Source organism: Clostridium sp. LS, assembly GCF_002760435.1.
Classification (GTDB): Bacteria; Bacillota; Clostridia; order Clostridiales; family Clostridiaceae; genus Clostridium.
Map to the genome: position 1 here is coordinate 17,024 of NZ_AUUU01000048.1, position 21,397 is coordinate 38,420.

General features: G+C 27.9%; 22 protein-coding genes and 1 pseudogene. 13 read left to right on the forward strand and 10 right to left on the reverse strand.

The window, feature by feature from the left end:
• The first annotated feature begins 74 nt into the window (after positions 1 to 74).
• Together COL3_RS12530 and gshAB are read left to right on the forward strand one after the other, a co-directional pair.
• Positions 75 to 1,388, forward strand: a complete 1,314-nt coding sequence (locus COL3_RS12530) for an MATE family efflux transporter (RefSeq protein ID WP_008422256.1) — start codon at positions 75 to 77, stop codon at positions 1,386 to 1,388.
• A gap of 36 nt (positions 1,389 to 1,424) precedes the next feature.
• Positions 1,425 to 3,764 carry a bifunctional glutamate--cysteine ligase GshA/glutathione synthetase GshB gene (gene gshAB, locus COL3_RS12535; protein ID WP_008422255.1) on the forward strand — a complete coding sequence of 780 codons (2,340 nt, stop codon included), beginning with the start codon at positions 1,425 to 1,427 and terminating at the stop codon, positions 3,762 to 3,764.
• A 149-nt stretch (positions 3,765 to 3,913) separates the two neighbouring features.
• On the opposite strand, the gene COL3_RS12540 is transcribed toward gshAB, so the two are convergent.
• Positions 3,914 to 4,441 (reverse strand): DUF4489 domain-containing protein, encoded by a 528-nt coding sequence (locus COL3_RS12540; RefSeq protein ID WP_008422254.1) that lies wholly within the window; start codon positions 4,439 to 4,441, stop codon positions 3,914 to 3,916.
• A gap of 305 nt (positions 4,442 to 4,746) precedes the next feature.
• Here COL3_RS12540 and COL3_RS12545 point away from each other — a divergent pair, with 305 nt between their 5' ends.
• Positions 4,747 to 5,406, forward strand: coding sequence for a DUF6483 family protein (locus tag COL3_RS12545; RefSeq protein ID WP_008422253.1), 660 nt, complete (start codon positions 4,747 to 4,749; stop codon positions 5,404 to 5,406).
• 53 nt (positions 5,407 to 5,459) lie between these two features.
• Here COL3_RS12545 and COL3_RS12550 read toward each other — a convergent pair whose 3' ends face one another.
• Positions 5,460 to 5,909, reverse strand: coding sequence for a threonine/serine exporter family protein (locus tag COL3_RS12550; RefSeq protein ID WP_008422252.1), 450 nt, complete (start codon positions 5,907 to 5,909; stop codon positions 5,460 to 5,462).
• A gap of 45 nt (positions 5,910 to 5,954) precedes the next feature.
• Positions 5,955 to 6,713: a threonine/serine exporter family protein gene (locus COL3_RS12555; RefSeq protein WP_008422250.1), complete on the reverse strand. Its 759-nt coding sequence runs from the start codon at positions 6,711 to 6,713 to the stop codon at positions 5,955 to 5,957.
• A 323-nt stretch (positions 6,714 to 7,036) separates the two neighbouring features.
• Between COL3_RS12555 and glyA the strand changes: the two genes are divergently transcribed.
• Together glyA and COL3_RS12565 are read left to right on the forward strand one after the other, a co-directional pair.
• The gene (glyA, locus tag COL3_RS12560) at positions 7,037 to 8,272 is read left to right on the forward strand and encodes a serine hydroxymethyltransferase (protein ID WP_008422249.1); all 1,236 of its coding nucleotides are present in this window, start codon (positions 7,037 to 7,039) and stop codon (positions 8,270 to 8,272) included.
• A 147-nt stretch (positions 8,273 to 8,419) separates the two neighbouring features.
• A complete protein-coding gene (locus COL3_RS12565; protein ID WP_008422248.1) occupies positions 8,420 to 8,668 on the forward strand; it encodes a hypothetical protein in 249 nt (82 codons plus the stop codon).
• A 131-nt stretch (positions 8,669 to 8,799) separates the two neighbouring features.
• Here the strand turns inward: COL3_RS12565 and COL3_RS28745 are convergent, their stop codons facing one another.
• Both COL3_RS28745 and COL3_RS12575 read right to left on the reverse strand, forming a co-directional pair.
• The gene (locus tag COL3_RS28745; protein ID WP_008422247.1) at positions 8,800 to 8,982 is read right to left on the reverse strand and encodes a hypothetical protein; all 183 of its coding nucleotides are present in this window, start codon (positions 8,980 to 8,982) and stop codon (positions 8,800 to 8,802) included.
• Between the two features lie 104 nt (positions 8,983 to 9,086).
• The gene (locus tag COL3_RS12575) at positions 9,087 to 9,590 is read right to left on the reverse strand and encodes a hypothetical protein (RefSeq protein WP_008422246.1); all 504 of its coding nucleotides are present in this window, start codon (positions 9,588 to 9,590) and stop codon (positions 9,087 to 9,089) included.
• Positions 9,591 to 9,913: 323 nt separating this feature from the next.
• On the opposite strand from COL3_RS12575, the gene COL3_RS12580 reads away from it, so the two are divergent.
• From COL3_RS12580 to scpB, 6 genes are all read left to right on the forward strand, one after another.
• Positions 9,914 to 10,357 carry a DUF5673 domain-containing protein gene (locus COL3_RS12580; protein ID WP_008422245.1) on the forward strand — a complete coding sequence of 148 codons (444 nt, stop codon included), beginning with the start codon at positions 9,914 to 9,916 and terminating at the stop codon, positions 10,355 to 10,357.
• Positions 10,358 to 10,370: 13 nt separating this feature from the next.
• Positions 10,371 to 10,817, forward strand: a complete 447-nt coding sequence (locus COL3_RS12585) for a DUF5673 domain-containing protein (RefSeq protein ID WP_008422244.1) — start codon at positions 10,371 to 10,373, stop codon at positions 10,815 to 10,817.
• Positions 10,818 to 10,968: 151 nt separating this feature from the next.
• Positions 10,969 to 13,161: a DNA topoisomerase III gene (locus COL3_RS12590; RefSeq protein ID WP_008422242.1), complete on the forward strand. Its 2,193-nt coding sequence runs from the start codon at positions 10,969 to 10,971 to the stop codon at positions 13,159 to 13,161.
• A gap of 164 nt (positions 13,162 to 13,325) precedes the next feature.
• Positions 13,326 to 14,516 (forward strand): D-alanyl-D-alanine carboxypeptidase family protein, encoded by a 1,191-nt coding sequence (locus COL3_RS12595; RefSeq protein WP_008422241.1) that lies wholly within the window; start codon positions 13,326 to 13,328, stop codon positions 14,514 to 14,516.
• Positions 14,517 to 14,765: 249 nt separating this feature from the next.
• Positions 14,766 to 15,512, forward strand: coding sequence for a segregation/condensation protein A (locus COL3_RS12600; RefSeq protein WP_008422240.1), 747 nt, complete (start codon positions 14,766 to 14,768; stop codon positions 15,510 to 15,512).
• Positions 15,505 to 16,116 carry an SMC-Scp complex subunit ScpB gene (gene scpB, locus COL3_RS12605; protein ID WP_008422239.1) on the forward strand — a complete coding sequence of 204 codons (612 nt, stop codon included), beginning with the start codon at positions 15,505 to 15,507 and terminating at the stop codon, positions 16,114 to 16,116. The genes COL3_RS12600 and scpB overlap by 8 nt, the downstream gene beginning before the upstream one ends.
• A gap of 92 nt (positions 16,117 to 16,208) precedes the next feature.
• Here the strand turns inward: scpB and ytfJ are convergent, their stop codons facing one another.
• Both ytfJ and COL3_RS29700 read right to left on the reverse strand, forming a co-directional pair.
• Complete coding sequence (gene ytfJ, locus COL3_RS12610; RefSeq protein ID WP_008422238.1) at positions 16,209 to 16,730, reverse strand: GerW family sporulation protein; 522 nt, start codon at positions 16,728 to 16,730, stop codon at positions 16,209 to 16,211.
• Positions 16,731 to 16,748: 18 nt separating this feature from the next.
• Positions 16,749 to 17,306: a DUF2953 domain-containing protein gene (locus tag COL3_RS29700; RefSeq protein WP_008422237.1), complete on the reverse strand. Its 558-nt coding sequence runs from the start codon at positions 17,304 to 17,306 to the stop codon at positions 16,749 to 16,751.
• Between the two features lie 141 nt (positions 17,307 to 17,447).
• Here COL3_RS29700 and COL3_RS12620 point away from each other — a divergent pair, with 141 nt between their 5' ends.
• Positions 17,448 to 18,302 (forward strand): D-alanyl-D-alanine carboxypeptidase family protein, encoded by an 855-nt coding sequence (locus COL3_RS12620; protein ID WP_008422236.1) that lies wholly within the window; start codon positions 17,448 to 17,450, stop codon positions 18,300 to 18,302.
• Between the two features lie 74 nt (positions 18,303 to 18,376).
• Here COL3_RS12620 and COL3_RS12625 read toward each other — a convergent pair.
• The 3 genes and pseudogenes from COL3_RS12625 to COL3_RS12635 form a co-directional block, all read right to left on the reverse strand.
• Positions 18,377 to 18,874: pseudogene (locus COL3_RS12625) on the reverse strand (FAD-dependent oxidoreductase); the annotation flags it as partial.
• Positions 18,875 to 18,928: 54 nt separating this feature from the next.
• Positions 18,929 to 20,563, reverse strand: coding sequence for a recombinase family protein (locus COL3_RS12630; protein WP_008422234.1), 1,635 nt, complete (start codon positions 20,561 to 20,563; stop codon positions 18,929 to 18,931).
• Entirely contained in the window at positions 20,554 to 20,718 is a 165-nt protein-coding gene (locus COL3_RS12635) for a hypothetical protein (protein WP_008422233.1), read from the reverse strand. Before COL3_RS12635 ends, COL3_RS12630 begins: the two co-directional genes overlap by 10 nt.
• A gap of 87 nt (positions 20,719 to 20,805) precedes the next feature.
• Here COL3_RS12635 and COL3_RS12640 point away from each other — a divergent pair, with 87 nt between their 5' ends.
• On the forward strand, positions 20,806 to 21,360 hold the full coding sequence (locus COL3_RS12640; protein ID WP_008422232.1) for an NUMOD4 domain-containing protein: 555 nt from the start codon (positions 20,806 to 20,808) through the stop codon (positions 21,358 to 21,360).
• Positions 21,361 to 21,397: the final 37 nt, after the last annotated feature.

Consider the following 21,397-nt stretch of genomic DNA (forward strand, 5'->3'; position numbering starts at 1 on the left):
AATGTTAAAGTATTTAGAATGAATTAAGAAAAACACAGGAATGTTAGACTATAAGAATTTTGAATGGAGATAACATGAAAAAAATAGATTTAACTGAAGGAAAAACACTAAGTGTATTGACAAAGCTATCTGTACCTATAATGGGCAGTTCATTATTGCAATTTACATATAACTTAGTTGATATGTTATGGATTGGTGGATTAGGAAGTGGAGCTGTTGCTAGCATCGGTTCATCAAGCTTTTATATGGGACTAGGATACTCCATTAATTCATTAGTTGTAATTGGAACGGGAATAAAGGTTTCTCATTCTATTGGACGAAAAGACGAAATGGAAGTTAAAGCATATATAAATTCTGGATTATTAATTAATACAATTATTGCTATTATTTTTTCACTTGTACTTATACTAGGTGGAAGAAGTCTCATTGACTTTTTGAACCTTAATAATCCTACAGTAGAGAGAGATGCATATTTATTCTTAGTCGTAAGTGGACCTACTATATTTTTTGCATTTTATAATATTTTATATGCAAGAATTTTAGGCAGTTTCGGAAATAATAAGTTAGCATTTTATATTAATAGTATAGGAGTAATTTCAAATATAGTATTAGATCCAATTTTTATATATACATTTAAATTAGGTGTTCTAGGAGCCGGAATTGCAACTATGCTAGCAAATATTTTGATGTTTATATTATATTTAGTTAAATCTTCAGGTATACTTAAATATAATATAAATGTAAAAGTTGAATATGAAAAAGTAAAAGAAATAATAACTTTAGGATTTCCAATGGCACTTCAACGAATTCTATTTACTGTAATTAATATTTTTTTAGCAAGAATAATTGCTATTTTTGGTTCTGATGCCATAGCGGCTCAAAAAATTGGGCTTCAAATTGAATCAATTACATATATGGTTATCGGTGGATTACATGGTGCAATAGCTGCTTTTACAGGTCAAAATTTTGGCGCTAAAAAATATCATAGAATAAAAGAAGGATATAGTACAGCAATAAAAATTGGAATTGTATATTCTTTAATTATGGCATTATTATTCATGTTTTTTAATGTGCCTTTTATTAAAATATTTGTTAGTGAAGAGAGCACTATAATTATTGCAAAAGCATATTTACAGGCAGTAGCCTTTTCTCAAATATTTAGTACTATAGAAACAGTATCAAATGGTCTTTTTACAGGCATTGGCAAGCCTAAAATATCATCTATTATTAGTGTTGTATTCACAGCATTACGGATTCCAATGGCCTTGGTTTTAATTAGACCTTTTGGTTTAACTGGTATTTGGATAAGCATTTCTCTTTCAAGCATTTTGAAGGGATGTGTATCTTATTTATTATATATTATAGAAGTGAAAAGAAAGCTAAATTGATGTATTTATAATTTAATTACTGCTAGGAGGCAAGCAATGTTAAAAAAACTTAAACAATTATGTACTAATTATGAAATATTAAAAGGTAACTTTGGTATAGAAAGAGAAAGTTTAAGAGTCAATAATATGGGAGAATTATCAATTAGTAATCATCCAAGTGTATTTGGTGATAAAGTCGAGAATTCATATATAACTACAGATTTCGCAGAAAGTCAAATAGAAGTTATTACGCCACCACTTCAAACAATAAAAGAAACTTATAATTTTGCCAATACTCTTTATGACATTGTTGCTATGGAGATTGGTGAAGAATACTTATGGCCTCAATCTATGCCGGGTGTTGTGCCAGATGATGATAAAATTAAAATAGCAGAATATGGAGATAATCTTAAAGGGACTGAAGCAAGATTATATAGAGAAAGTTTAATCAAAAAATATGGTGGAAAAAAGCAGCTTATTTGTGGTATACATTATAATTTTTCTTTCAATGATGATTTTATAAAAAAATTATATAGCAGTGATGAAATTAAGGAATTATTTAAGAATCCTGATTATAAAGAGCAAAATCTTGAATATAAAGATTTTAAAAATAATTTATATTTAAAAGTTACAAGGAATTATCTAAGATTTAGATGGCTTATAATATATCTTTTAGGCGCAAGTGGAGTCGTAGATAAAAGTTATATAAAAAATTGTGTTAATTCATCTAAAGAAATAGCCCAAGATAGTTTTTCAAATGAAGGAGCTTTATCTTATAGGAACAGTGAATGTGGTTATAAAAATAAAATTGATTTATTCCCAAATTATAATTCTGTTGATGAATATATTGAAAGCTTAAAGAAATTTATAGATGATAAGCTTATAGATAGTTATAAAGAATTATACAGCTGCATACGACCTAAGCCTAAGAATCCTGATGACTTTTTTAATTCGCTAAACCAAGATGGCATTCAGTATTTAGAATATAGAAGTATAGATATTAATCCATTCGAAAAAGGTGGTATAAGTTTAGAAGATTTACATTTTCTTCAATTGTTTAATTTATTCTTACTTATAAATGAAGAGAATGATTATGATAAGTGGCAGGAAGAAGGAACTGAAAATCAAAAAACAATATCAAGGTTCGGTCAAAAAGATATTATGTTATTGAAAAATGGATATTCCATTTCAAAAGAAGAATGGGGATTAGAAATATTAGAAAAAATTAAAAACATAGATAAAGAGTTAAATCTCGGAAAAGAAGATATAATAAATTCCATGATAGAAAAAATTAAAGATTACAAATTGACTTATGCGTACAGAATTGAAAAAAAAGTTAAGGAAGAAGGCTATATTAATGCTCATTTAAATATAGCAAAAGAATATAAAAAGAATTCGTATAACAATAGGTTTAGATTAGAAGGTTATGAGGACTTGGAACTATCTACTCAAATTGTAATAAAAGAAGCAATAAAAAGGGGCATTAAAGTTGAAATTTTAGATAAATCGGAGAATTTTATTTCACTAAAAAAGAATGGCAAAGTAGAATACATTAAACAAGCTACTAAAACCTCAAAAGATAATTATGTTACTGTTTTAATTATGGAAAACAAAAGTGTTACAAAAAAAGTACTTGCTGATAATAATATTAAAGTTCCAGAAGGAATAGAAGTTAATTCAATAGATGAAGCACTAAATATTGTTAAAGATTATATTAATTTACCAATAGTAATTAAGCCTAAATCTACAAACTTTGGCATAGGTATTAGTATATTTAAGGATGGTGCAGATGAAAATAGCATAATAAAAGCTTTAGAAATTGCATTTAAATATGACAATACAATCCTTATTGAGGAATTTATTAAAGGAAAAGAGTATCGTTTTTTAGTTATAGATAATAAAGTTGTTGGAATTCTTCATAGAGTTCCAGCCAATGTAAAAGGTGATGGAGTAAAATCTATAGCTGAATTGGTTGAAATAAAAAATCAAGATCCACTTAGGGGGTATCATTATGTTACTCCTCTTGAAAAAATTATTTTAGATGAAAATGCGAAATTATTTTTAAAACAACAAAATAAAAATTTTGACTATGTTCCTAAAAAAGATGAAGTTATTTATTTAAGAGAAAATTCTAATATAAGTACAGGTGGAGATAGTATAGATTATACTGATGATATTCCAGAGAAGTTTAAAAATATAGCAATTAAAGCAGCTAAAGCTGTTAATGCGAGAATTTGTGGTGTTGACATGATGTTAGAGGCTTACAATGATGAAAATTCTAATTACGCGATAATTGAACTTAATTTCAATCCAGCTATTCATATTCATTGTTATCCTTATAATGGTACTGAAAGAAAAATTGGAGTAGAAGTGTTAAAAGTATTAGAACTAATTTAAGAAATTAAGCTGTTTTGACATAAGTATAATACTAATGTTTAAAACAGCTTATTCCTTCAAAGCATTATATTCATATTAGCTAGTGAATTTATGCAAAAATAAAAGAGAAGCTCTTAAAAAGAGCTCCCTAATAATATAATTATTTCTAATTATAAAGTTTCAACAGCCAAAGCTGATAGTACTGCGTTAGTTATTGTTAAACCAGCTGTTACAGCAATTAAACTAGTTGGTTCAAGTTGAACTGTATAAGTTGTATTATCATAAGCAGGATTACAGTCACATAATTGGAAACTAAATGACTCAGATTCCAATAATTCAGGAGCTGTTTCAGCAAAAGTGAAAGTTCCACCTATTGGTTGAGGAGATCCATCACCTACTGTTTTATACACTATAAAATTTAAATTTACTAAAGCACCTATTGGTAAGGAAATTATGCTAGTAAATGTTAAAAGAACTTTAGGGTTGCACATATTACTTGTATCTATAGAAACACTAACTACAGGAATTGGTCTAGATAGTGGTGTTGAAATTATAGGAAGAGGTCCAACTCCACCAGAACCAACATTTAATAAAGCTCTACCTGGTTCTGGAGCGTTATTGTAAGGCTTGCAAGTGCAGTAGCAAGGATGATTATCATAAGATTCATAATCGCGTTCATTTTCATACATAGTACTCATAAAATACCTCCGTTACTATCATAAGTTTATCAAAGTTTTCTCCGTAATTGTTATTAGAGATTCTTTTTATAGTATATTGTATGAAAAATATATAAAAGTGTGCTGTATAAGCAAGTTGAATATTTTACAAATTTTATATACAATAATTTATAAGAATTTATAATATAGCATTGATAAGCATAATTAATTATTAAATTAATTATAAAAGTGTAAATAAGTATTAATTAACAGTTTTTTATTAATATAATTTAATATATAATTTAAGTTTTAAAAATAATATATTTATGGTATTGAGGTGTCCAAAGATGATAAAAAATGATTACATGAAAGAATTAGAGATAACATTAAATTTAGTAACAGAAGAAGTCCATATGGATATAATTAATGGTAAGATAAATGAAGCAAAAGAAAGGATAAATAAGGAACTAAAATCTTTAGTAGGAATAGATATAGGTACAGTTGATATTTTTTCTTTTAACAGCCTAGAAGGATTTATAACAAAAGAAATGCATTATAATGCTGAAAAATTTATTGCTTTTGGTTGTCTAATGAAGCTTTATGGATTAGTCAGTGATAAAGAAAATAATGAAAATTCAAAAATTCAATATTACGAAAAATCTTTAGAGAGTTTCTACAAGGCTTATATTGAAGATGATGAAATAAATTCAAAGTATTTAGATGATGCTGTTAAAGTAGCAAATGAATTAAATAGTTATGATCTCTCATTAGATTTAGATAAAAAAATCTTTAAGGTTTATGAAATTGCCAATAAATTTGATAAAGCTGAAGATACATTATTTTATATGCTTAGAAAAACAAATAATGATGGTAGTATAATTCTAGAAGGAATGAGATTTTATAATAGACTTAAAGAAAAAGAACCTGAAACATTAAAATTAGGTGATTTACCACTAGAAGAAGTTGAGGATGGTATATCTGAGCTTGAGCGAAGGTTAGGCCAATAAAATAGATTTAGTATTTATTTTTATAGAAATTTAAAGAAAAAGGTTAAAGAAAATTATTTTTGAAATAACTTTTCTTTAACCTTTTTTAAGTTTGTCACTTGTTTTGTTATTGTAGATACGAAGATAATCCCTAGAGCTAATGTACCAGCGCTAAATATAGTATTAAGTCCAACTTCTACAGCGCCACGGACATTGCCTGTTATGGTTTCATACATTGTGTAGTACATGCCGGATCCAGGAACCAATGGTATTAGTGCACAAACAACTAAGGTAGTTACAGGTGTTTTTAAATATCTTGCACAAATTTCTGAGTATATACTAAAAATAATGGAAGATATAAATAAAGATAATATGGTGCTTATCTTATTATGAGTAAAAAATAAATAAGATATCCAGCTTAAGGTTCCGCCCAAAGCTGCAAAATATAAGTTCTTACCCTTAATATTAAAAATTATTCCGAATCCTAAAGATGATAAAAATGAGACCACTATTTGCAAAATCATAAATACCTCCAACTAATAAAGCTTAAATTATCAACTCTTTGTTTATTATCCTGCATTGTTTAAATATAAACTTAAGATTGCACCAGTTCCAACCGCAATAGATACTGCTACTAAAAAAGCTTCAGAAGCTTTTGTAATACCAGATAAAAAATCTCCAGCAATAGTATCCCGTATGGCATTTGTAATAGTAAGTCCAGGAACAAGTATCATTATGGAGCCAATAATTGTTTTATCAAGATTACTTGATAAATTAAGTTTAATAAGTGTTATTGCTAATACAGCACATAAACCTCCGCTTAGTGAATTAACAAAGAACTCATTTATATTTAATTTTTGACATATCTCAACCACCATTTTAATACAAGCACCAATTAAGCAGGCACAAAAGAAATCCTTTATGTTTCCACCAAACATAATAGTAAAAGATCCTGCTGTAATAGCTGACCATATTAAAGTAATTAAAAAAGAATATCTGCTACAATTAGAAATGCTCAAAATTTCTTTATAAAAATCATTCATATCAATAGCTTCAGTTTGAATTTTCCTAGATAAATCATTTATTTTATCTACTTTGTATAAATCAACACCTCTTGATATAATTCTTTGTACAAGGGTAGATACTTCATCATAATATGTAACAGTAACAATTATCCCCGTTGGTATTACAAAACTATCCACTGTGTGAGCTCCAAAAGCTAGGCAGATTCTACTGATAGTTTCTTCAACCCTATAAGTTTCTGCACCGCTTTCAAGCATAATCTTTCCAGCAAGAGTCGAAACCTTAAGTAATCTATTTAAATCCATATAATCTCTTCTCCAAATATATTTTTTATAACAAAAGAATTATAGCATATTATATAAAAATCTAATATAAGTAAATTAATTTAATATATTATGTCTAAGTGATATATAATATAATTAAACAATAAATATGCTGATAAAGAAAATTTGGCAATAATAAATATACTAAATATGTAACAAATTTTACTAAACTTAATATAAAATATTAAAAAATAGTTGATTAATATAGCAACAAATCATATAATTTGAATATAAGTGCAGCTTTTGGTTGGAGTTATAAACTCTGAACCCTTAAGAGCAAATATTATATTGGGGTGATAATAAAGATGAATTTTGAAAATATACAAAGAGAAGACAAAGAAATTTATGATTTAATTCAAAAAGAATTAGTTAGACAACAAAAAGGAATAGAACTAATAGCTTCAGAAAATATCGTAAGTCCAGCTGTTATGGAAGCTATGGGGTCTTACTTAACTAATAAATATGCTGAAGGTTATCCTAATAAAAGATATTATGGTGGTTGTCACGTAGTCGATGAAATAGAACAAATTGCTATTGATAGAGCTAAAGAATTATTTGGTGCTGAACATGCAAATGTTCAACCGCATTCAGGATCACAAGCAAACATGGCTGTATACTTTGCAGTGTTAGAACCTGGAGATACTGTTTTAGGTATGGATTTAAGTCATGGAGGACACTTAACTCACGGATCTCCAGTTAATTTTTCTGGGAAATTATTCAACTTTGTATCTTACGGAGTTGATAAAGAAACTGAAATGATTGATTATGAACATGTAAGAAAACTTGCAATAGAAAATAAGCCTAAGCTTATAGTTGCTGGTGCTAGTGCATATGGAAGAACTTTAGATTTCCCTAAATTTAAAGAAATAGCTGATGAAGTTGGAGCGCTATTAATGGTAGATATGGCTCATATAGCAGGACTTGTTGCTGCTGGTGTTCATCCATCACCAGTACCATATGCTGATTTTGTTACAACAACAACACACAAGACTTTAAGAGGTCCTAGAGGTGGATTAATTCTTTGTAAAGAAAAATATGCACAAATTTTAAACAAGAATATTTTCCCTGGAATACAAGGAGGTCCGTTAGAACATATTATTGCTGCAAAAGCTGTATGTTTTAAAGAAGCATTAGATCCAAGTTTTAAAACATATGGTGAAAATGTTGTTGAGAACTGTAAAGAACTTGCAAATCAATTAATAGCTAAAGGATTTAAAATAGTTTCTGGTGGAACAGATAACCATGTATTCTTAGTTGATTTAAATAATAAAGATATTACTGGAAAAGAAGCAGAAGCTTTATTAGATTCTGTTGGAATAACAGTTAATAAAAATACAGTACCTAATGAAACTAGAAGTCCATTTGTAACTTCAGGAATTAGAATTGGTACAGCAGCAATTACAACTAGAGGTTTCATAAAGGAAGATATGGCTGAAATTGCAGCTATTATTGGAGAAGCAGTAGATAATAGAGATGGAGATTTATCATCACTTAAGGCTAGAGTAGAAGCTTTATGCGATAGACATCCATTATATAAATAATTTAATACTAAGAGGCTTCATTAATTAAGATGAAGCCTCTTTACTTATAGATAAGTGTTTTACAAATTCTATATATAAGGTGCACACTTAATCTATATTTGAATAAAATAATATCAAGTAAAAAGGATATACAGGAGGGTTATATAAGTGAATCCTTTTCAATTGATTATTATGGTTCAACAAAAAATGCAGCAAGATCCGGATTTTGCAAACAAATTTAATAAAGCTGTAACAGAATTAAATAAAATACCAGGTCTTCAACAAAAAGTAATACAAATAGCACAATTAAATGATGAGTCTCAAAAACAAGCTGCTTTAGACAAGCTTCCCAAAGATGCTAAAAATGCTGTAAAAAAAATATTAAGTTTACTGGACGATTATAATATAGCTCCATAATTAAAATTGCTGATATTTTTAAAATACTTATTTGGAAATAAAGAGATTTACTTATAGAATATGTATTCTCTATAAGTAAACTCTTTTTTATATATCTTAAATTGTAGTTTTAAAATATTGGTTTTATTTAACTAAAAACCTCTTCTTTCTGCTTCAAGGCCACTTTCATTTCTACCAGGTCTTTTTATTGTTGTGTTAAAACTGCTTTTTCCATATTGATTTTGAGTTTTACTTCCATTTCTTAAATAGTTACTTTTAGAATAATCTTTGTTGTTATTATTTTCCATAGAATCATCTCCTTTTATTTTAATCATATATAGTATGTCCTATTTGCTGAAATTAATTAAAATAAATTTTGCATCAAATATATAGTTTCTAAGATAAATACATCATAACAAGAATAAATGTAAGTTATAACTTAGTATAGAATTTTTAACTGAGAAAGTAATATAAATAAAACTCCCCAAAAGAATAAGTGCATAAAAATAGTAATAAATGAACAAAAAATAATACGCTTTTTCAAATTAAAAGATGGTTCAATACTTACTCTTATTAAGAAATAAAAGCAAATAAGGGTATAAAGTCCAGAACATATATTTCCTTGAGAAAGTATAAGTATAGGTAAAATCAATCCTAAAAAAATTAAGTTCCAGATAGGCATATTTTTAACTTCTATATATTTTTCTCCGGAATCTAAATAAAAACCATCAATTGAAATATCACAATCATTATCTATATTTACTAAAATGGCAGTTTTACTTCCTAGATTGAATATTGTTTCTCGTGTTATTCCAAAAGTATTTGATCTTTGGAGTTTAATAGGCTTATTATTAACTAATAGTTCTTTTTTTAGAAAGTATTTGGTGTATTTTATGTTATATGTTATATTATCAATTGTTGTTGTCCAAGTTTTAGTTCTCATAAAATGCCTCCATAATGAAATTACTATTCGAACATAAATTATAGCAATAAATATTCACACATACTTAGATATACTTTATATATACACACTATATAATATAAATAGAATAATGTACGTATGTTTAACATAAGTAATTGCGTATTAATAATTAAAATCATGACTATAATGATTTTGATATGCAATACTATGAATTTATTAAAAAATATAGAATTAACATAATAAAATTTTTGAAGAAAAATATAGTAAAATATGCTATAATGAGATGCTAAAATTGGTATTATAATTAAAAAGTTAAATTAACAATGAAAGAAGGGATTTAAAAGATGAACATTACTTTGATGTTACCACTAGTGTGCATATTTGCAGCGGACATACTTTTTTTTACAACAATTAGAAATAATAAATTAGATTTCAAAGGAACGAATGAATATAGATTTGTCATTCCAGCGATAGTTATATTATTTATTGCATCACTTTTTGCTGGAAAAGATTTTAGCGCAGAAAATATTCTACTTACTATTGGACTCATTATATTTATGCTTCTTGGAAATAAGAGTGGAGTTGGAAAGAAAGGAATACTAACTGGTTCTTGGTTTACATCTTGGCGAAAGATAGATGATGTTTATGTTGAGATACAAGGAGAAAAGTGTATTTTATTCTATTCAAATAAAAACATAAAAAGAAGATTAATATTTAAGAAAGAAGATGAAAATCAGTTAAAAGATTACATAGAAAAAATAAAAAGAGAAAAAGGAATAAAAAAGTAAGGAGTGGGCAAGTTTGGAAATTGCAAACATACTATTAATTATATTAGTTTTTATTATTGATGTGGTTCTTATTATAAGAGATATGAGAAGAAAACTTATCTTTACTGGAGCCAGAAATAAATATAAAATGTTAACAACAGTAGCGATTATTGTATTTCTTATATATACATATATATTAAATAGTTTTAAATTAGAGGATATTATAGTTATATTAATATTACTTCCCCTTATATTTGTTGGAAATAAGAATGGTATAGTCGAAAATGGATTCTTATTTAATTCATATGTGACTTCTTGGGATAAAGTTTTGAACTATTCTTTAGAAGAACAAAATAATAAATATATAGTTAGTTTTAAAACAAGTTTAGGTATAAAGAAAATATTTTTTAAATTGGAAGATAAAGAAGAAATTAAAAAATATTTGTTTGGAATAAGAAAATTAAAATATATTAGAAAATAATAAAGTTTGAGTTACTATTTTGTTTTATAGTAGTAACTCTTTATTTATTTCATTATTTGAAATGTAGCCGTAATTTTATATGATATAATGAATAAATATAATCAAAAATATAAATTGACTTTGATGTCATCTGAAAGAGGGAAAAAATCAAATGAGTAAAACTCTTATATTAGCAGAAAAGCCAAGTGTTGGCAGAGATTTAGCAAAGGTTTTAAAATGTTCACAAAATAAAGGCTCATTTATAGAAGGTAATAAATACATAGTAACTTGGGCAATGGGACATTTAGTAGGACTTATGGATCCAGAAGGATATGATATAAAGTATAAAACTTGGAGCATGGACACACTTCCAATGTTGCCTAAGCATATGAAACTAACCGTTCTTAAAAAAACAGGTAAACAATATAATGAAGTTAAAAAGCAAATGCTGCGTGATGATGTAAATGAAATTGTTATAGCAACAGATGCAGGAAGAGAAGGAGAATTAGTTGCTAGATGGATCATAGAAAAGGCAGGTGTAAAAAAGCCTCTTAAGAGATTATGGATATCGTCTCAAACAGATAAAGCAATTTTAGATGGATTTAAAAATCTTAAGCCTGGATCTGAATATGAAAGTTTATACAAAGCTGCTGTCTGCAGAGCTGAGGCAGATTGGCTTATTGGTTTAAATGTAACTAGAGCATTAACATGTAAATATAATGCCCAATTATCTGCAGGGCGCGTTCAATCAGCGACATTATCAATGATAGTTGAAAGAGAAGAAGAAATTAAGAATTTTAAACCGAAAACTTATTTTACTATCAACGCAAAGACTAAAGAATTTAATCTTTCATGGGTAAATAAAGATAATAATTCTAGAATTTTTGAAGAAGAATTTGCGAACAAAATTGTAACCAAAGTTAAGGGCTCAGAGGGTGAAATAGTAAACATAAGTGAAGTGAGTAAAAAGAAATTTTCACCAGCACTTTATGATTTGACTGAACTGCAAAGAGATGCTAATAAAATATGGGGATACTCAGCAAAACAGACACTAGGAATAATGCAAAGATTATATGAAAATTATAAGATATTAACTTATCCACGTACAGATTCAAGATATATTACTAAAGATATTGTTGGTACAATTCCAGAACGATTAAGAGCCATTTCTATTGGTGAATATAGAATTGTTGCAGATGAACTGTTAAAAGGGAAAATTAATGGTCATAAAGGATTTGTGGATGATTCTAAGGTAAGTGACCACCATGCTATTATACCAACAGAGCAAAGACCTAATTTAGCAGTTTTAAGCTCAGAAGAAAGAAAAATTTACGATTTAGTAGTTAAGAGATTTTTAAGTGTAATGCTTCCTCCTTTTGAATATATACAAACCACTATTGAGTGCAAAGTTGAAGATGAAAAATTTATAGCTAAAGGAAAGGTTATAACGTCTAAAGGGTGGAAAAAGCTTTATGACAAAGTTGAAGATGATTCTTCTGAAGATGATATTAAGGAACAAGTATTGCCAAAGGTTAATAAGGGACATAAATTTAAAGTAGATGATGTTAAATTAAATAAAGGTCAAACCAGCCCTCCAGCAAGATTTAATGAAGGAACATTATTATCAGCTATGGAAAATCCCCATAAGTATGTGAATGTAGGCAAGGATGCAGCTAAGACATTAGGTGAAACTGGTGGTCTTGGTACTGTTGCCACTAGAGCAGATATAATCGAAAAATTATTTAACTCCTTTGTCATTGAAAAACAAGGAAGGGATATAGTTCCAACCTCTAAAGGAAAGCAGTTAATTGAATTAGTTCCTAAAGAATTAAAGTCACCATTACTAACAGCAAAGTGGGAAAAGAGATTAGATGAAATTGCAAAAGGGAAGTCAAGCGACCATGAATTTATTAGAGAGATGAGAAATTATGCTATTGCACTTGTAGAAGATGTTAAAGGCGGCAGTACAAAATTTGTTCATGACAATAAAACAGGAAAGAAATGTCCTAACTGTGGAAAATATCTTTTGGAAGTTAAGGGTAAAAACGGTGTGATGAATGTATGTCAAGATCGAGAATGTGGATATAGGGAAAGTGTTGCAAGACTTACAAATGCAAGATGCCCAGAATGTAAAAAGAAATTAGAACTTAGAGGACATGGTGAAGGAGCTATTTATGTATGCCCTGGAAGCAACTGTAATTTTAGAGAAAAGGCTTCGCAATTTAAAAAGCGATTTGAAAGTAGTGGAAAAGTCGATAAAAGGGAAGTAAATAATTATATGAAGAAAATGAAAAAAGAGGCAGAGGAATTTAATGAAAATCCATTTGCAGCACTTCTAAATAATCTGGACTTTGATAAAAAATAATATTAAATAAGCATAGTTTAAGGTTTGGCATTAAAGAAAGACGTTGAAATGGAATATTCAATCAAATATTATGTAAATTTCCTGTCAAATCCTTGAGGAATTTTGGATTACCTGTAATATTATTTGTTCTTATGGTAACACTAATTTTGAAAGGAGGCAGTAAAATGAAAAATAATATGAAAAGAATTTTATCATTTACTTTAATATGTATTTTTGCAATATTACTTATACCAATTAACTTAGCAAGTGCTGTAGAGGGAGATGAAAAAGCTAAAGCAGATGGAACCAATATTGAAGCTAGATCAGCTTTATTAATGGAACCTATGAGCGGAAAAATACTATATGAGAAAAATGCAAATGAAAAATTTGCACCTGCATCTGTGACTAAGATTATGACTATGTTACTTACAATGGAGGCAGTTGATAACGGTAAAATTAAATTAGATGATAAAGTAACATGTAGTGAAAATGCTAAAAAAATGGGCGGAAGTACAATGCTGCTAGATACAGGAGAAATAAGAACTGTTGAAGAACTTTTAAAAGGAGTGGCCATAGCTTCAGGAAATGATGCTGCAGTTGCTCTTGCTGAATATCTAGGAGGTACAGAGCAAGATTTTGTTGGCATGATGAATAAGAGAGCACAAGAATTAGGAATGAGCAATACAACATTTAAAAACTGCAATGGTTTGCCAGCAGAAGGGCACCTATCTACAGCAAAGGATATTGCTATAATGTCTCGAGAATTGCTAAAACATCCAAAAGTTTTAAAATACACAGGTACTTATATGGAAACAATATCCGAGGGAAGAAAATCTCCAATAGAGCTTGTAAATCATAATAAGCTAGTAAGATTTTTCGAAGGATGCGATGGATTAAAGACAGGATTTACAGATGAGGCTAAGTATTGTATAAGTGCAACTGCAACAAGAAATGGAGTAAGAATGTTATCTGTAATCATGGGAGCTCCAACTTACAAAATAAGAAATCGTGATGCAGGTGTATTGCTTAATCATGGATTCTCAAAGTATGAAGGTAAAAAACTCATATCAAAAGATCAAGAAATAGATAAAGTATATATGGATGAGCAAACAGACAAATTCTTTAATGCAATGGCAAAAGATGATTTAGTTGTTATACTGCCAAAAGGAGATAATAAAGAATTAGAAAAGAAAATCGTCATCGAAGAGTTGAAAAAAGAATACAAAGCTGGTGACATAGTTGGTAAGTATGAAGTTTATCTAGGTGATGAAAAGGTTGGAGAAGTAGAAATTTATTGTGATCGAGATATTAAGAAAGGTAATATATTTGACAATATCAAATATAATATTAAAAACCTATTCGAAAAAGGTGTATAGGTAATTTACATATCATTAATATGTAGTTATATTTCTGAAAATCACAAATATAACATAAAATATAGCTTAATAATTAAGATAAAATCTTCTTTATTAGGCTATATTTATTTTAACTGGAAACGAAGAATTTTCTAAGATGAAATAAACATTCTTGTTTTGATTTATATATATTGGTATTATATATATTGAAGTAAATAGACAGCATAATAGTGTGAATGAATTAAATTAGCGGAGGTATAAAATTAATTTATGGAACTTCCAAGAATTAAAATTAATGATTTTGAAGGACCCTTTGATTTGTTACTACATTTGATAAAAAAAAATCAAATGAGCATATATAATGTAAAAATATTTGAAATAACGAATCAGTATTTAAATTACTTAAATGAAATGAAACAAATGGATTTAGAAATTACATCTGAATTTATAGTAGTTGCTGCTACTTTAATAGAAATTAAGTCTAAGCATTTGTTACCAAGATCTAAGAAAGAAGATGAAAATGAAGAGGATGAAGAAAAAAATCTTTTAGAAAAACTTATTGTTTATAAGAAAATAAAAGGTGTTTCTGCGTTCTTTAAAGAAAGGTATATTAGTGCTGGTGAAGTATATGGAAAAAAACCAGAGGTAATAGAAGAGAAGAAAGAAGAAAATATTAAACAAGATTTGTTTAAAAATATAAGTCTTATAGAATTGTATAATATTTATAATAATTTATTGGAGATTTATAATAATAAGCAAAATAGAAATAATGTAATTCAAAAGAAAATATATGTGGATAAATATAAAATAGAAGATAAATTAGAATACATCATGGACAAGCTGAAAAATGAAAATATTAATAGTTTTTCTGATATTATACAAAATTGCGAGTGTAAATTGGAATGTGTTGTAACATTTTTAGCTTTACTTGAAATGATTAAGCAAAGAATGGTTAGGGTTTATCAAAGTGATAATTTTACAAACATATTAATTGAGAGGAGAACAGAAGATGCATAAAGATAAAGGAATTCAAATTCCATTTATGGATGACTCAAAAAGGAATTCTATAAAATCAATAATCGAATCTTTGTTATTTGCAAGTGGAGAACCTTTAAACTTGCAAGACTTGGTAAATCATATTGAAGAAAAACCAAAACTTCTTGAAATAATTATTCAAGAAATGATGGAGGAATATGAAATTTCAAGTAGAGGAATAAAAATAATTTGTATTAAAGGAAGTTATCAGCTAGTTACTAAAGCAGAAAATTCCGATTATATTCAAAAGCTTTTGAAAAAAAATAAGAGACAATCCTTATCACAAGCTTCTATCGAAAGCCTAGCAATAATAGCTTATAAACAACCGATAACTAGAATAGATATTGATGAAATTCGGGGAGTTAAATCGGAGAGCGCTATACAAAGACTTATGGAAAAAGAACTTATAAAAGAGGTTGGAAGACTTGATGTACCAGGACGCCCAATTTTATATGGTACTACAGATGAATTTTTAAGACAATTTGAATTAAGAGATTTAAAGGACCTTCCTTCTTTGGATTTATTTGGCCAAGAAGAATTACAAGATGAAGATATAAAAGAAAAAGAATTGGAAACAGAATTGTAATATGTAAAATTTATAATTAATTAAAAGAGAAATAGTTTATTTAGATAAAATCAGGTAAACTATTTCTCTTTTATTCTAAGAGTTAGAGTAAATTACATAATATCTTCGTGATTATTTAAGATTTCCTCATTATTGTTCTCAGAATTTGTAGTCGCATCAACAGTTGTAGCACAAGTAGTTTGAGTAGTAGTAGTGTTAGCATTATTATCGCTTGAATTATTTTTATTTTTAGTACACATATCTTTTATAAGACCTTTTACCATATCAAATACTTGTGGAACGGTATCTACGATTCTATCATAAGTATTATCTTGATTTATTGGCAGCATTCTAACACCATCTGATTTAACAACTAAAAATGAAACTGGTTTTACAGAAACACCTGCTCCTGAACCGCCTCCAAAAGGAAAAACTGTACTGCTAATATCTGTATTTTCATATTGATACTCGCTTCCGCCTGAAACAAAACCGAAACTTAATTTAGAAACGGGAACTATGTAGGTTCCGTCTTTCGTCTCAATTGCTTCACCTATAACTTTGTTTACATCAATCATATCTTTAAGATTTTCCATTGTACTTGCCATTAAGTTTTCAACATGTTTTTCACTTGACATAATTTATCCCCCTAATGCTTAGGGGTCACCTCCTCTGCTTTTTATTAATTTGAAAAAGATTATTGTTATATATATAATGTTTGCAAATGATAAGAAAATTATACTTGTAGTTTCAATTTTTAGTAAAAATATATCTTCAAAAATAGGATTTATATTAAACTTAAATTTATTTATTTTAAAATACCTTTTTAACAGTGTATATATTATTGGGGGAAATTGTGTTAATATGCCGTAAAATAACGCAGTTCTAGCAGCATCACTTAACGAGTAATCTAGGGATAATCTTAATTTCAAAAGAGGTTTGAATTTTAAATTTAAATTATATAAATTATTCATCAAAGTTTTAGTATTAATATTTCTATAAAACCGTGACAAAAATTTGCGTTCCTTTTTTATTATGGGTTTCTTATTTATTGCGTCATATCGAATTCTATTAGCACGCTTTTTTTTTGAAACTAAAGTTATTTTGTATAATTTTATATAATAATCTTTAGTAGAATAGTAAATACTAATTTTGATAGGAAGAGGTATAATAAGTATTAATAAAATCCAAAAAATAAAAATAAATAATTTCATAAAATTCCTCCAAAGTATATATACTTCATAATTATTGACAATTATTAAAAAACTAAACCTAAAATTATGTTAAAACTAGGTTTAAAAAATTATTTTAAAGGTAAACTAGAACCAAATAGTAAGTTTAGAAGGTGATTAATTATGAGGAAGGGTATTAAAAATATATCATTATTATTACTAAGCCTTATTTTAACTCAAGTAATGAGTTTTGGTGTTAATGCTAAAAATAAAACAGATTTAAATTTTAGGGTAAATGCAAGATGCGCAATTGCTTTAGATAAGGAAAGTGGAACAATTCTATATGAACAAAATGCATATGAGATAGTTCCAATGGCAAGCACAACAAAAATACTTACTTCTCTTATTGCTATTGAACAAGGGAACTTAGATAAAAAAGTAACTATAAGTAAGAAAGCAGTAAGCATTAGAGGGTCTAGAGTTGGATATAAAGAAAATGAAGAAATATCCATGAAAGAATTAATTTTTGGATTAATGTTTAAGTCAGGAAATGATGCAGCTATAGCTATAGCTGAAGAATTAGGAGGATCCATCGAAGGATTTGCTGATATTATGAATCATTATGCTAGAGGAATTGGAATTTTGGATTCTCATTTTGAGTCTCCCCATGGACTAGACAGCAGTAATCATTATTCTTCTGCCTATGATTTAGCTATACTCACAGCAAAGGGCATGGACTATGATTTATTTAGAGAAATTGTTGGAAGTAAAGAAATACTTAAGGAAAAATATAATTTTACAAGAGATTATACAAATATAAATAAAATATTATGGAAAATCCCTGGAGCAAATGGTGTTAAAACCGGATATACAGGTCAGGCAGGAAAATGCTTGGTTTCATCCATTAATAATAATGGTAAAGATATCATTATTGTTGTATTAAATTGTCCAGATAGATGGAATGTAACAGATAAGATTTATAATCATGTAATTGAAAAAGTTGCTTTCGGAAGTCACACTGTTAAAGAATTAGTATAATATCAAAATGCCTAGGTGTTTAAGAATGGTAGATAATCATTTTTAAACACCTTATTTAGATATTAATTATAAAATTAACATAATTTTTGGTTAAACACATTATCTAAATTAACTTTTTGTATTCTATTTTTTATTTCGCTAACATCTATAGTATATAGGTTTAATTCTTTCATTCGTTCAAAATAAACTGAACCAGCAAAGGTGTATCGATCTTTTCTTCCTTCTCTTGTTCTGGCCTTCTCATTTGCATAAGTTATTATATCACCAATTGTAATGGAAGATGGTAATATTAAAAGATGCATTCCCATCCCTAATCTTACCGCGTTGTGTCCAGCTAAAGTACCAGTACATATAGCTTCAGTGTGTCCAACAAATAAGCCGCTTTTTTCACCAGCGCAAAATAAATTATCAACTCCCGATACCTTTAAATCATTAGTTCTTGGCGCTACAGATAAATATCTAATTGAATTACCTTTGCTGCCTGCATAAGGATCAACATATTTAGCATTTTCCAAGCCTTTAATTTTTCTTAATTTATGCAATGGATAATATGTTGTCATTAACTTGGCATGTGCTAGGTGGACAAAAGGACAAGCTATCTTTTCCAAAGTCAACCATTTCATAGTCTATTTTTTTTTAGAATTAGCTCCAATGAATGATATATCAACTAGATCTGTATTTGAATCATAAGTAATACTATCAATAAAAATATCTATAAGCTGCTTTTGTTCCTCTCTTGGAAGATCTCTTATGTTTTCACATTTATTTAACATGCTACTAATAAAATCTAAATTTATATTATCTTCTTTAATAGCTTCGATATTATTATTAATTTCTAATAATTCACTTTCTAGAGCTCTATTTTTTGATTTTAGTGATTTGATTTTTTCTTTTAATAAATCTCTCATATCCGAATCAACTTCATCAGATAATTCATCCATTAAATTATCAATTCTCTTTTCATTTGCCTTAATTTCTTTTTCTAAGGATAACTTTTTAGATTCTGAATTAGTTGATTTTAAATTTTGTTTATTTTTACTTTTCAATTCATCCAAGAATGTTTGCTTATTATTTGCGATATTCTCCAATTCGATTAATACGCCTTCTTCGACTTCACGAGCTTTTAAATTTTTAGCATTGCATACTTCACCTTTAGATCTTTTTTTCATGCTACAGATATAGTAATAAAATTGCTCACCAGTTTTTTTTGAAGCAGTACCATGAGAAACCCTCATATTATTTTTACACAAAGCACATTTTAGCTTTCCGGTTAAGAGAGCATTATTTGTTTTCCCAAGGCGAGGAAATGTATCTTTATTTTTATTAAATTGCTCTTGAACTTTAATCCACGTTTCAGCATCAATTACACCTTCAACATTGCTAATAGCAGCAACCCATTCAGACTTATCCTTCATTCTCTTTGTAGGCTTCCCTTTAATAGTGACACTTTCAGTTTTATTATAACTTAGTAAACTATGCACTCCATCAGCTGTCCCATAAACATTCCAACCATCACTTTTCATAAATTCTAAAACTTCAGGAGTTGCTTTAACATAAACAGGGTTTTGAAGAATAACTTTAAGTGAAGTTTTTTCTAATAGTATCCCAGCATTAGATTTTATATTATGCTGAGTAAACCAAATTTCCGTTTTATGAAGAGATCCTTCCCTTAAATAAGTATCGTAAATTAATTGTACTAATTTTAATTCTTCATCATTTTTAACTAATCTAACTAATTTTCTTTCTTGACCTTCATCATCAGTGTAAGTAGAAGTTTCGCTATCATAACCTAAAGGTGTTCGTCCTCCGCTCCACATGCCTTTCTTGGCCATCTGTAACATATTATCTCTTATACGTTCTGCAATAGTTTCACGTTCTAACTGTGCAAATACACTAGCGATGTAAAGCATAGCTCTTCCCATAGGGCTAGTTGTATCAAATTGTTCTCTAATGCTAACAAAGTCACAGTTATTTGTTTGAAGCATATCTAAAGTAGATGAAAAATCACTAACGTTTCTACTTATTCTATCCAATCTATAGCATATTAAAATATTATATTTTTTTATACAATTCATTAATTCTTTAAATTTAGGCCTATTGATATTCCCACCACTAAAACCTTCATCCTCATATATATCAAACTCTAATTTTTCATCTTTGAACTTATTTATAGCATAATCTTTACACATCTGTATTTGATTATCTATACTATCGCTATCTTTTACTATTACAGATTTTCTAGCGTAAATTGCTATTCGCATTTATTATTCTCCTCAGTTGCATATTTTTTTAAAATTGTCACTATTAGATTATTAAAACTTCTATTTTGTTCCTTAGCTATTTGTTCAAGTTCAATCTTCAAATCTTTTTCTAATGTTATTAAAGTTCTTGTATTTTTGTCTGATATTTTACCCATAAAATCACCTCGTTTAAAGTATATCAATGTTTAAAAGACTTTACAAGCTGATAACAACTTGATATAATATAATTAAGAGGTGATTTCATGGAAAAATGGAAAGACATACCTGGTTATTCTGGGTATTATCAAGTATCTAACCTAGGAAGAGTTAAATCTTGTAAAAGAATCATAATAGATTCATTAGGCAGAAAACACACATATAGAGAACGAATATTAAAACCCACTCCAGATGAAGAAGGATATTTAGGTGTAACTTTGTCAATTAACGGTAAATCTTCGTATTCTAGAGTACATAGGTTAGTCGCAGAAATATTTGTACAGAATGCGAATAACTTTTCCCAAATAAACCATATTGATGAAAATAGATCAAACAATAAATCTAATAATTTAGAGTGGTGCAATTCTAAATATAACCTTAATTATGGTAATAGAAGTAAAAATAACTCTAATGCTCGAAAAAATCATCCTAATCTTTCAAAACCAGTATACCAATATAATAAAGATTTAAAATTAATTAAAGAATGGCCATCTCTTTGTGAATGCGGAAGAAATGGATTCACTAGAACATTAATATCAAAAGTATGCTCGGGAAAAAATAAATCTCATAAAGGCTTTATTTGGTCACATAAAAAACTTTAATGTTTGAGAATACCTTGTAATTATGAGGTATTCTTTT